The sequence below is a fragment of the Ruminococcus sp. AF17-12 genome (assembly GCF_003479245.1).
Taxonomy (GTDB): domain Bacteria; phylum Bacillota; class Clostridia; order Lachnospirales; family Lachnospiraceae; genus Blautia_A; species Blautia_A fusiformis.
On the sequence record NZ_QUGY01000008.1, the window covers coordinates 176,237 to 186,109 of the forward strand.

Annotated in this window: 12 protein-coding genes; 11 read left to right on the forward strand and 1 reads right to left on the reverse strand. The window is 43.4% G+C overall.

What is annotated here, in order from left to right; all coding sequences use genetic code 11:
- The first annotated feature begins 135 nt into the window (after positions 1 to 135).
- From truA to rpsI, 3 genes are all read left to right on the forward strand, one after another.
- Positions 136 to 873, forward strand: coding sequence for a tRNA pseudouridine(38-40) synthase TruA (gene truA, locus DWW77_RS10770; protein ID WP_015527358.1), 738 nt, complete (start codon positions 136 to 138; stop codon positions 871 to 873).
- A 243-nt stretch (positions 874 to 1,116) separates the two neighbouring features.
- Positions 1,117 to 1,545, forward strand: coding sequence for a 50S ribosomal protein L13 (gene rplM, locus DWW77_RS10775; protein WP_118608682.1), 429 nt, complete (start codon positions 1,117 to 1,119; stop codon positions 1,543 to 1,545).
- Positions 1,546 to 1,561: 16 nt separating this feature from the next.
- The gene (gene rpsI / locus DWW77_RS10780) at positions 1,562 to 1,954 is read left to right on the forward strand and encodes a 30S ribosomal protein S9 (protein ID WP_021650596.1); all 393 of its coding nucleotides are present in this window, start codon (positions 1,562 to 1,564) and stop codon (positions 1,952 to 1,954) included.
- 217 nt (positions 1,955 to 2,171) lie between these two features.
- On the opposite strand, the gene DWW77_RS10785 is transcribed toward rpsI, so the two are convergent.
- Complete coding sequence (locus DWW77_RS10785; RefSeq protein ID WP_118608683.1) at positions 2,172 to 2,510, reverse strand: hypothetical protein; 339 nt, start codon at positions 2,508 to 2,510, stop codon at positions 2,172 to 2,174.
- A 212-nt stretch (positions 2,511 to 2,722) separates the two neighbouring features.
- On the opposite strand from DWW77_RS10785, the gene DWW77_RS18080 reads away from it, so the two are divergent.
- The 8 genes from DWW77_RS18080 to DWW77_RS10825 all read left to right on the forward strand — a co-directional run bounded on the left by DWW77_RS18080 (position 2,723) and on the right by DWW77_RS10825 (position 9,328).
- Positions 2,723 to 2,890 (forward strand): hypothetical protein, encoded by a 168-nt coding sequence (locus tag DWW77_RS18080; protein ID WP_182431214.1) that lies wholly within the window; start codon positions 2,723 to 2,725, stop codon positions 2,888 to 2,890.
- Positions 2,874 to 3,239, forward strand: a complete 366-nt coding sequence (locus tag DWW77_RS10790) for a hypothetical protein (protein WP_118608684.1) — start codon at positions 2,874 to 2,876, stop codon at positions 3,237 to 3,239. The genes DWW77_RS18080 and DWW77_RS10790 overlap by 17 nt, the downstream gene beginning before the upstream one ends.
- Positions 3,236 to 4,042 (forward strand): SH3 domain-containing protein, encoded by an 807-nt coding sequence (locus tag DWW77_RS10795; RefSeq protein ID WP_118608685.1) that lies wholly within the window; start codon positions 3,236 to 3,238, stop codon positions 4,040 to 4,042. The genes DWW77_RS10790 and DWW77_RS10795 overlap by 4 nt, the downstream gene beginning before the upstream one ends.
- A 902-nt stretch (positions 4,043 to 4,944) precedes the next feature.
- Positions 4,945 to 5,961 carry an O-acetyl-ADP-ribose deacetylase gene (locus tag DWW77_RS10800; RefSeq protein WP_118608686.1) on the forward strand — a complete coding sequence of 339 codons (1,017 nt, stop codon included), beginning with the start codon at positions 4,945 to 4,947 and terminating at the stop codon, positions 5,959 to 5,961.
- A 109-nt stretch (positions 5,962 to 6,070) separates the two neighbouring features.
- On the forward strand, positions 6,071 to 6,730 hold the full coding sequence (locus DWW77_RS10805) for a vWA domain-containing protein (protein ID WP_110104170.1): 660 nt from the start codon (positions 6,071 to 6,073) through the stop codon (positions 6,728 to 6,730).
- A 331-nt stretch (positions 6,731 to 7,061) separates the two neighbouring features.
- Positions 7,062 to 7,577 (forward strand): reverse transcriptase domain-containing protein, encoded by a 516-nt coding sequence (locus tag DWW77_RS10810; RefSeq protein ID WP_227574365.1) that lies wholly within the window; start codon positions 7,062 to 7,064, stop codon positions 7,575 to 7,577.
- Entirely contained in the window at positions 7,567 to 8,649 is a 1,083-nt protein-coding gene (locus tag DWW77_RS18085) for a DUF4868 domain-containing protein (protein WP_182431215.1), read from the forward strand. The genes DWW77_RS10810 and DWW77_RS18085 overlap by 11 nt, the downstream gene beginning before the upstream one ends.
- 379 nt (positions 8,650 to 9,028) lie before the next feature.
- Positions 9,029 to 9,328 (forward strand): hypothetical protein, encoded by a 300-nt coding sequence (locus tag DWW77_RS10825; protein WP_110104167.1) that lies wholly within the window; start codon positions 9,029 to 9,031, stop codon positions 9,326 to 9,328.
- The last annotated feature ends 545 nt before the right edge of the window (positions 9,329 to 9,873 follow it).

Below are 9,873 nucleotides of genomic sequence, written 5' to 3' on the forward strand. Positions count from 1 at the left end.
CATGGAACGGTCCGAAGCGCTGCATTTTGCACAGCGGAACTGTAACCGGATCAGGCAGGCATTTTGCAGGACGGTATGTCTGTTTTGGGATAGAAAGTACTGCAGGGATGTCTGTATCAGGAGGGAATATATTTTATGAAACGAGTAGGACTTGTTGTAGCTTATGATGGAACCAAGTACTCAGGCTGGCAGACACAGCCAAATGGAATCACCATTCAGGGCGTTTTAAACGATACCTTAAGTGAGCTGCTTGGGGAAAAGATCGAGACCATCGGTGCCAGCCGTACAGATGCAGGAGTGCACGCTCTTGGAAATGTGGCGGTGTTTGATACCGAATCCAGGATCCCCGGGGAAAAATTTTCCTATGCACTGAACCAGAGACTTCCGGAGGATATCCGTATCCAGCTTTCTGAGGAGGTGGAGCCGGATTTTCATCCCCGTTACTGTGACAGTGAAAAAACATATGAATATCGTATCCTGAACCGGAAGTTTCCGGTGCCAACGGAGCGTTTGTACTCTTATTTTTACCATTATAAACTGGATGTGGATAAGATGAAGGAAGCAACATCTTATCTGATCGGACGTCATGATTTTGCCAGCTTCTGCGGCTCCGGCGCACAGGTGAAGACCACCATCCGTACCGTGACCTCCATGGACGTGTGGAGAGATGGTGACATGGTGACCATTCGCATTTCAGGAACAGGTTTCCTTTACAATATGGTGCGTATCATTTCCGGAACCCTGATCGAGATCGGAAACGGGCAGTATCCGCCGGAACGCATGGATAAGATCCTGAAAGCCTGTGACCGTGGGGCAGCAGGCCCCACAGCTCCGGCTCAGGGGTTGACGCTGATGGGAATCGAGTTTTTCTGAAAACAGGAATTTTGTTGAAAATTACAAGAAAAAACAGTTGACAGGCAAGGTGCCTTATAATATAATAACTCAATGTGACGTAGTGCGAAGATGCTTGAGCCAATAGCCCCGGCGACGGCATTTTATCAGCGGTTTCGGACATTTCCGCGATTTATTTTGCACCCGCGTTTCCATTTACTTTTTTTCGCGGAAGTACCGCGGTTTGAGAAACATTATCGTTGATAAATAACAGGAGGTAGGACCATGCAGACTTATATGGCTAATCCGGATAAAATCGAAAGAAAATGGTATGTAGTTGACGCAGAGGGTTGCACTCTGGGACGTCTGGCATCCGGTGTTGCAAGTGTTTTAAGAGGAAAGAACAAACCTCAGTTTACACCGCACGTTGACACAGGAGATTATGTAATCGTTGTAAACGCTGATAAGATCAAAGTTACAGGCAAGAAGCTTGAGCAGAAGATTTATTATAACCACTCCGAGTATGTTGGTGGAATGAAAGAAACCACATTAAAAGAAATGTTAGCAAAGAAACCTGAGAAGGTTATCGAGCTCGCAGTTAAGGGAATGCTTCCGAAAGGACCTCTTGGAAGAGCTATGAACAAGAAACTTTTCGTATACGCAGGACCAGAGCACAAACATGAGGCTCAGAAGCCTGAAGTTTTAACATTTTAATAGGAGGTAGAAAACATTGGCTAGCGCAAAATTCTACGGAACAGGAAGAAGAAAGAAATCAATCGCAAGAGTTTACCTGGTACCTGGAACAGGTAAAATCACTATCAATAAAAGAAACATCGATGAGTACTTCGGACTTGAGACTCTGAAGGTTATCGTTCGTCAGCCACTGGCTTTAACAGAGACAGAGGGTAAATTCGACGTGATCGTTAATGTTCACGGCGGTGGATACACAGGACAGGCTGGAGCAATCCGTCATGGTCTTTCCAGAGCACTCCTTGAGGCAGACAAAGACTACAGACCAGCTCTTAAAGCTGCTGGATTCCTTACACGTGATCCACGTATGAAAGAGCGTAAGAAATACGGTCTCAAAGCAGCTCGTCGCGCTCCGCAGTTCAGCAAACGATAATTCAAACCGAATATCAGAAAGAACAATTTTCCCCGAAAACATCGAGTTTTCGGGGATTTCTTTATATTCCGATAAATCTATCAGACACCACAAAAACACACGAAATTTCAACGGTAACTAACACATAACTAACAGGTAACTAACACGGAAAACACTGTCTTGTGTAAGACATTGCAAGTCTTATGTAAGACACATTTTTGCAATAAAAAAGGACGAATCAATCGTCCTTTTCGTTGCAGTATTCAATGATACATGACCGGACATCTTTTTTCGTCCGGCAATGGCAGGAATGACCGTCCTTGAAAATGATGTCATATCCGTCGTGCATGTTTCCAGTGATTCCGGAAATCATTTCTCTGTTCTTTTCCGCAATCTGCATTGTATCAAATAAACCGCATTGGTCTTTTCTGACAAGGTCTTGCATGTACGCATTGATCGACATTCCTTTACTGGATGCAAGAGCCTTGATGATGTCTTTCATGCCTTTAGGTACAACGAGATTGATTCGTTCGTAATGCTCACGCCCGAAATTGTTTTTGTATTCAGTTCTATTCATGGCACACCTCTATATTTTATTGATAGCGTCAATCAGTTCCTCGATTTCAAAATGTGTATATACGACCTCTGTCACGCCCTGCCCTTTATGACCGACAATTTTCTTTATGACCTTGTCTGACACTCCGGCAATGGCTGCTTTATGCAGTCACAAAAGCAGAAAAGGAACTGGGAGGCGGTACAGGTCAAATCAAGCTGCGGTATGTATATGACATGTTCGTTGCACGGTTCGCATGGCTTGCAAGAGTGATCTCGTTTGAGGCTTTTTCGATGATGGTCGATGAAGCACTTGAGAGAATGAAAAAAATGCTTGAGAGCAACAAAGCGATGCAGGATTTTGTGAACAGAGGGGCAGGTGAGGTCGGTGAAAAAAATATGTAATTTCGTGACCGGAAACATGCAGATGCTTGCGTTGATATATGCAATCATGGCGGTTATCGTATTTGCAGCAGTCAATATTTTCTTTTGGAAAATCTCTTTTGATTTAGACAAAGAGATACGGGAGGAAATGAGGGAGTGCGGTGATTATCATATCGACACGGACGAGGCGAGATTCGGAAAAACGGTGACAAGGGTGTGCGGATTTATTCTTTCGATACCTGCTGCGTTGATGTGGTGGGCGACACCGTTGATCGTCGGAGGCTTGATGCTATACGACAGAATACAGGAAAAGAATCCGGAATTATGCGGATTCACAGCAGATGAATTTGACAAGGAGGAAAACAAATGATTTCAAATTGCGGACATGACGAAAACAGAAGATATTCCGGAGGAAAAGCAGGAGACCAGACGGGGACAGAGTGGCAGGTTATAAACTGGTATAATCGCCCGTGGAAATGTGTCCTCAGTCATCCGGATGAAAAGGTTAGAAAAATGATCGCAAGCATGGCAAAGGCAGCAGCGGTCAACAACAAAATCGGGTATGACCAGTCTGAACGCTATACATTTTGGGAGCATCTCAAGGCATCGAACTATGACCCTGCACAGATCACGATTGCGTGTGAGGCTGATTGCTCATCTGGTGTCGCTGCAATCGTAAAGGCAGCAGGTTACAGACTGGGAAATGAGAAAATGAAGAATGTGAGCATTTATCTCTATACCGGAAACATGAGAGCAGGTCTCAAGGCAGCAGGATTCGAGGTGCTGACAGATAGCAAATATCTGACATCGGATGCGTATTTGCTTGAGGGCGACATTCTCCTCAATGATAATGCTCACGTTGCAACAAACCTCACAGACGGAGCGAAGTCATCCGGAGCGGGGGCATCCAACACAACACCAGTCGAGAACGATACAAAGAACGACGTTGCATACGGATTCGACAAAAAACTTGCAGGAGAATATAAGGTGACAGCGTCAACGTTGTATCTCCGTGCAGGAGCAGGAACAGGGAAAACAATCCTTGCGGTGATGAATAACGGCGAAAAAGTTCATTGCTATGGATATTATAATGACTGCAACGGTGTGAAATGGTTGTATGTGGTTTATAAAAACATCGTCGGATATGCGTCAAGCAGGTATCTGAACAAATAGGAGGGATAATCATGTTATACTATTTAGGCAGAGGAACAGAGTTCAAAAAAGAGGACTGCAAAGAGTACAAGACCATGTGAAAGAGATTCATATTGTAGACGGAAAGAAGATGGTCAGAACAATCGGCGACCTTTACCTCTCCGGAGAATCTGAGCATGTACAGTTCGAGCAGTTGTGATATAATAAAGCAACGGGAAAACGCTTGAGAGAATATGCGTAAAAGACGGGTAACTGACAAACGGTCAAAAAATGCCGTAAAATAGGCGTTCGGAGTTATGCAAGCGATAATTCCAATCGAATACGGAAATTTATCAAAACCTCGGAAAGTCTTGATTTTCCGGGGTTTTTTATATCTGAAATTTCTAAAATTTTCTAAAAAAGTGGGCGATTTTGAAGTGTAGAACACACGTAGCGCACAAAACACCTTAAAAAATATATTGAGTATATTGCAAAGAAAAATTGCGTATGATATAATGCCAGTAGGCAAAAGAAATAATAAGTCCATGAGGACAAAAAGAATGAAGCCCCCAGTACCGCGAATACTGAGGGCTTCTTCTTATTTTTTATAGTGGACAAGAAACCACTAGGTCAGTGCTGTCCTTACTTGTCGCCGTCTAACCATTTGATGATGTAGTGGCAGGCTACACCAGCCATGCAGGAGACAAAGAAAGAAATAATAAATTCCATGAGGTTCACCTCCTCCCGTTGCCGGGTTTCGGTTGGACAACAATAGTATTATAGCATAGAACAATATGGACGGGAAGCAAATATATTTGCCCTTTATGGCAGTGTATTTGCAGGAACGGTGTAGCGCCGAAAAAAATTGAAAGCAATGTATGAGACACTTTAATAGATATTTGATCAGACAAGGACTCTGATCGGACGAATGGGAGGTATGCTTCATGCCGTTACAGATTATCAGAAACGATATTACAAAAATGCGCGTTGACGCAATCGTCAATGCTGCCAACACTTCTCTTTTGGGCGGCGGTGGTGTGGACGGCTGCATTCATCGTGCCGCCGGACCGGAACTGCTTGCAGAATGCAGTACGCTGCATGGCTGCGAGACTGGCAGCGCAAAAATCACAAAGGGATATCGCCTGCCCTGCAAATATGTGATTCATGCAGTCGGTCCGCGCTGGCGAGATGGCAAGCATCAGGAACAACAGCTTCTGGAATCCTGTTATCGGACATCTTTGAACCTGGCAAAAGAAAATGGCTGTCAGTCGGTGGCCTTTCCGCTGATTTCCTCCGGCATCTACGGCTATCCAAAAGACCAGGCTCTGAAGGTTGCAGTCGATACCATCAGTGCATTCTTGCTGGAAAATGAGATGATGGTCTACATCGTTATCTTTGATAAGAAGGCATATCAGATTAGCGGAAAACTGTTTGCTGATATCGCGGCGTACATAGATGACTGGTATGTGGATGAACATACCGACAGTCGAGTAGAACAGAGACGGCGGCTTGAAGCGCTGTCAGAGGAATCCTGCTTTGAAGCTGCATCTGCCCCGCTGCCGTCCGAAGCAATCTGTAAATCTTGCGGCAGTCAATCTCTGGAGGAGGCACTGGGGCAGATTGATGAGAGCTTTTCGGAAATGCTGCTGCGGAAGATTGACGAAAGCGGCATGACGGATGTTCAGTGCTACAAGAAGGCAAACATTGACCGGAAGCTCTTTTCCAAAATTCGCTCTGATAAATTCTATAAGCCATCCAAACCAACAGTGCTGGCATTTGCTCTCGCTTTGGAGTTGCCGCTTGCCCAGATGCAGGAGATGCTCGGCAAGGCAGGATTTACCCTTTCCCATTCGAGCAAATTCGATATCATTGTAGAATATTTTGTCGAACGGGGAAACTACAATGTGTATGAAATCAACGAGGCATTGTTTGCTTTTGACCAGAGCCTGATCGGGGCATAAGGACAAAGAAATGTCGTTTTCTATGCGACCACTTCACAAAAGAAAATCGCTATATTATGGCTGTAAGGTACGAAACCGAGCAGCCATAATCTTTTGGGAGGACAAGCATATGAGAAAAAATTTAACAGAGATCGTTTTTATCTTAGACCGCAGCGGTTCCATGAGCGGATTGGAACGGGATACCATCGGCGGATTCAATTCCATGATTGAGCAGCAGAAAAAAGCAGAGGGCGAAGCACTGATCTCAACGGTGCTGTTTGACAATGTGAGCGAAGTCCTGCACGACCGTGTAAATGTAAAGGATATCCGACCGATGACTGACCGTGACTACACGGTTCGCGGATGCACAGCACTCTTAGATGCCATCGGCGGTGCGATTCATCACATTGGAAATGTTCATAAGTACGCAAGGCCGGAGGACGTGCCGGAACATACCATGTTCGTAATCACTACGGACGGAATGGAAAATGCCAGCCGCCGGTACAACAGCGAAAAAGTGAAGCAGATGATCGAGCGGCAGAAAGCGAAATACGGTTGGGAGTTTTTGTTCCTTGGTGCCAATATTGACGCAGTAGAGACTGCAAGCCAGTTCGGAATCGGTGCAGATCGTGCAGTCAACTATCAGTGCGACAGTGAAGGAACCGCGTTGAATTATGAAGTGGTCAGCGAAGCAATCAGCTCTGTCCGGTGCAGTGCTCCGCTGAGTGCAGATTGGAAAAAGCGTATAGACGAGGACTACAAAAAGCGTGGAGGTTGCAAGCACAAGTAAATATTTTTTGAAGCCGGGGTGATGATTCACTCCGGTTTTTTCTTGTGCGCCGAGCATGGTACTAATCATATTGGTGCAAGTCCAGTCACGGGTATTTACCGCCAAGTGTAGCGAACCACAAGTCGGTATCAGTAATGGTATGGATGGAGGAAGTGGTATAGCAAAATCCTTGAGCCTACGTACAGAAACTTGATAAGGCGATTAGGTGGGTAAGGTTGCAAGGCAAACCGAAGCCCTAATGGTAAACGTATACCGAAGTTGTAAATCAAGAGGTTGTGGGATGAAAGATTAGTGTCTTACCTCGGGAGACCCTACTCACATACTGAAAGGTATGGTCGGAAAAGGTTTGGAGAGGGAGTCAGATGATGTCATAGTAGGCAAAAGCCGAAGGACTGAAACGATTTATAGTACAACTTATATGCCGAAGCCAGTACGGAGAGTATACATTCCGAAAGACAATGGAAAACAACGTCCGTTGGGAATCCCTACAGCATGGGATAGAACTATCCAACAGGCAATTGCTCAGCCAATATCTGATATTTATGAAGAAATATTTAGTGAAGACAGCTATGGATTCAGACCAGGAAGAAGCTGTCATGATGCAATCAGACAGGCCCTCTGCTATCTGAACAGTGGCTATGAATGGGTAGTAGATATTGATATTGAACAGTTTTTCGACAGGGTAAATCACGATAAGTTAATTCAGATACTAAGAGAGCAAGTAAACGATAGTACCACATTAAATCTGATTCGGAAATATCTGAAAGCAGGAGTAATGGAAAAAGGACTGGAAAAAGCGACTATCACGGGTGCACCTCAGGGTGGCCCACTTTCGGTTGTTGATTAAGCAGATGTCAATGTCCTCGGGGTACTCTTCATCCGCTATTCGTGAGCGTATTTATTTTGGGGATGATATGTCTGGCGTGTTGCTCTATACCGGAAGTGCCGATAAAGAAGGCTCACTTGGTGGACTTGTAGAATTAGGAAATATTGATCAGCTTATTGTTTTGATGAAAGACGCTTTCCAGGAAGCACTGGTTTGCACAAATGATCCGGAATGCCTTAACAATGTGCCTGCTGGTAATAATTCAAATGGCGCGGCGTGCCATTCCTGCTGTATGATCTCAGAAACAGCTTTTATCAATTGTACCTATCTTGCAGATGATGCCGAATTTGATACATCAGAAAATATTGCAGACAATAAGAAAGAATTTTATGAGATTAGTCTGATAGAGAACTATAGACCCTTTATTTTTCTTGATGATGCTGAAAAGCGTACGGAGTACTACTCGGAAAGCGATAGAAATAAACTGTCTGGATTTCTTTTTAGAATCAATTTGAATGACAAGTACTTTTGGGTTTATCAACATATATACTCTGTATCAAGAATTGATCGAAGTAAAAATGTTATAGCCCTATTTGTTGGTGATACATACGATGAAATTGATAGCGATATTGTGCAGATAGATTCACGAGCAGATGTAATTATCTTTTCTTCAAGTGTTGTTACGGCAAAAATGGATCTTATGCAGAGATTTTTTGGATTTGAGCAATACATACGAGCGGGGGCACAGAAGACGATTGAGATTATTCGCGATCTGGATATTGTAGATAGCCTTGAAAAGTTTGTTGCGTTTGAAAATAAAAGTAAGTTGACAAATGCAAAGAAGTTATTAAAGGCAAAAAATTCGCCTGTTTTGCAGATGAAAAAGAACGATTTGTTAGAGAATCTGAAAAAGCATTCTCGCTACAAAACTATGTTCAAGTTTGAAGAAGATCATATTGTGATTTCTTCACAAAAAGAGGCAGCGGCATTTATTAAAATGTTGAATGATGATATTGTTCGGTCTGAACTCACTGGAAAAGAATATGACAGCTCCAGCAAAATGCTTTTGGGCCCAGTGGGAGCAAGTCACTGACTGACCAATGATAGGAAAATATAGATGAGTGATAGAAGAAAAAAAGGATTCTATGTCACAGGTACTGTCAGATATAAAGCCCCATATGACGAAAAAGTTCATGACGGCTCATTGTATTAATGAGCAAGATATTCAGTCTATCAGTCCAATCTTCCTGCCCAGATATAAGAATGTGTAGCTCATGCAGGGATTGACCAACAACAAGCTGGATTTCAGAATTCAGGTAAAAGGTGTGTTCGGGACAGAAAGAAACTAACGAAGGCTAAGTGGAAAGAAACACAGCTCTGGATTTTTTCTTCACCGTCATGAGGCTCTTTTTCGGAGCTGTCTACGATTGCGAAGAAAATCTAAAAGGCATTCGCTTTTGGACGAGTTGGAAATGAGATGGGAAGATGAACAAAAGCTAAACGGCCTGAGTTCTGTGCATAGCATGGGATTCAGACAGTTTATTTTTTACCTAGCTCATAAAGTTGATTTCATTGCCGAGATATTCCTTTGTACAATGATTTTATTTGGAAATGTAGGTGCTCAACCTGCCGCTTCCTTTTTGCTCAAGTTTGCCAGCTTTGCAAAGTTCCTTAAGCAACCGGAAAGCCTTTGTTGTTTCTGCACCAATCAAATCTTCAACTTCTTTTCTTGTAACACTGCCGTTTTCCAGTGTATATTGAAGAATGAGTAATTTCTGTTCATTCAGTGAAATATCTTTGTCCGCTTTATCAGATATCCGGACATTCGTTTCCGGCTGCTCATTCCTGTTGGGAAGTGTTACGCGGAAAACACCTTTTGCCGTTTCAAACTCTGGCGGGGATGGTCAATTCTTATATGCACATTCAATTTTTTCGATTTCTGTGCCATAACTTTCAATCAATCTCATCCTGGAGAAGACAGCCGCAAGGTTCGGATTTCTCGATTATGAAACACCCAGGAAAATGGATTCCAGTTCCAGACCGGATACAAGACCTCCAAGAGAGACAAATTCGATTCTATCCTCATAGACATTAACCAGATTGCTTCCGCTGAAAGAGTAATCACGGTGAACAATGCTGTTCAGTAAAGATTCTCTGATTGCATCCTCTGGATAATCTCTTCTGTCAGTTCGATCCAGATTTGAAAAGGTTGCCTTTCCTTTCTTTTTCTTTCTTTCTCATTATAAACAAGAAAGAAAGTATACGGTAAATAGTTAGTACCGTGCTTTTCACCTAAAACCATGAGATAATCCCTTTG

What these genes read in the sequence shown, in the direction of transcription:
- truA (WP_015527358.1), top strand. Translation starts at nt 136, where the DNA reads ATGAAACGAGTAGGACTTGTTGTAGCTTATGATGGAACCAAGTACTCA.
- rplM (WP_118608682.1), top strand. Translation starts at nt 1,117, where the DNA reads ATGCAGACTTATATGGCTAATCCGGATAAAATCGAAAGAAAATGGTAT.
- DWW77_RS10785 (WP_118608683.1), bottom strand. Translation starts at nt 2,510, where the DNA reads ATGAATAGAACTGAATACAAAAACAATTTCGGGCGTGAGCATTACGAA.
- DWW77_RS18080 (WP_182431214.1), top strand. Translation starts at nt 2,723, where the DNA reads ATGTTCGTTGCACGGTTCGCATGGCTTGCAAGAGTGATCTCGTTTGAG.
- DWW77_RS10795 (WP_118608685.1), top strand. Translation starts at nt 3,236, where the DNA reads ATGATTTCAAATTGCGGACATGACGAAAACAGAAGATATTCCGGAGGA.
- DWW77_RS10800 (WP_118608686.1), top strand. Translation starts at nt 4,945, where the DNA reads ATGCCGTTACAGATTATCAGAAACGATATTACAAAAATGCGCGTTGAC.
- DWW77_RS10805 (WP_110104170.1), top strand. Translation starts at nt 6,071, where the DNA reads ATGAGAAAAAATTTAACAGAGATCGTTTTTATCTTAGACCGCAGCGGT.
- DWW77_RS10810 (WP_227574365.1), top strand. Translation starts at nt 7,062, where the DNA reads ATGGTCGGAAAAGGTTTGGAGAGGGAGTCAGATGATGTCATAGTAGGC.
- DWW77_RS10825 (WP_110104167.1), top strand. Translation starts at nt 9,029, where the DNA reads ATGAGATGGGAAGATGAACAAAAGCTAAACGGCCTGAGTTCTGTGCAT.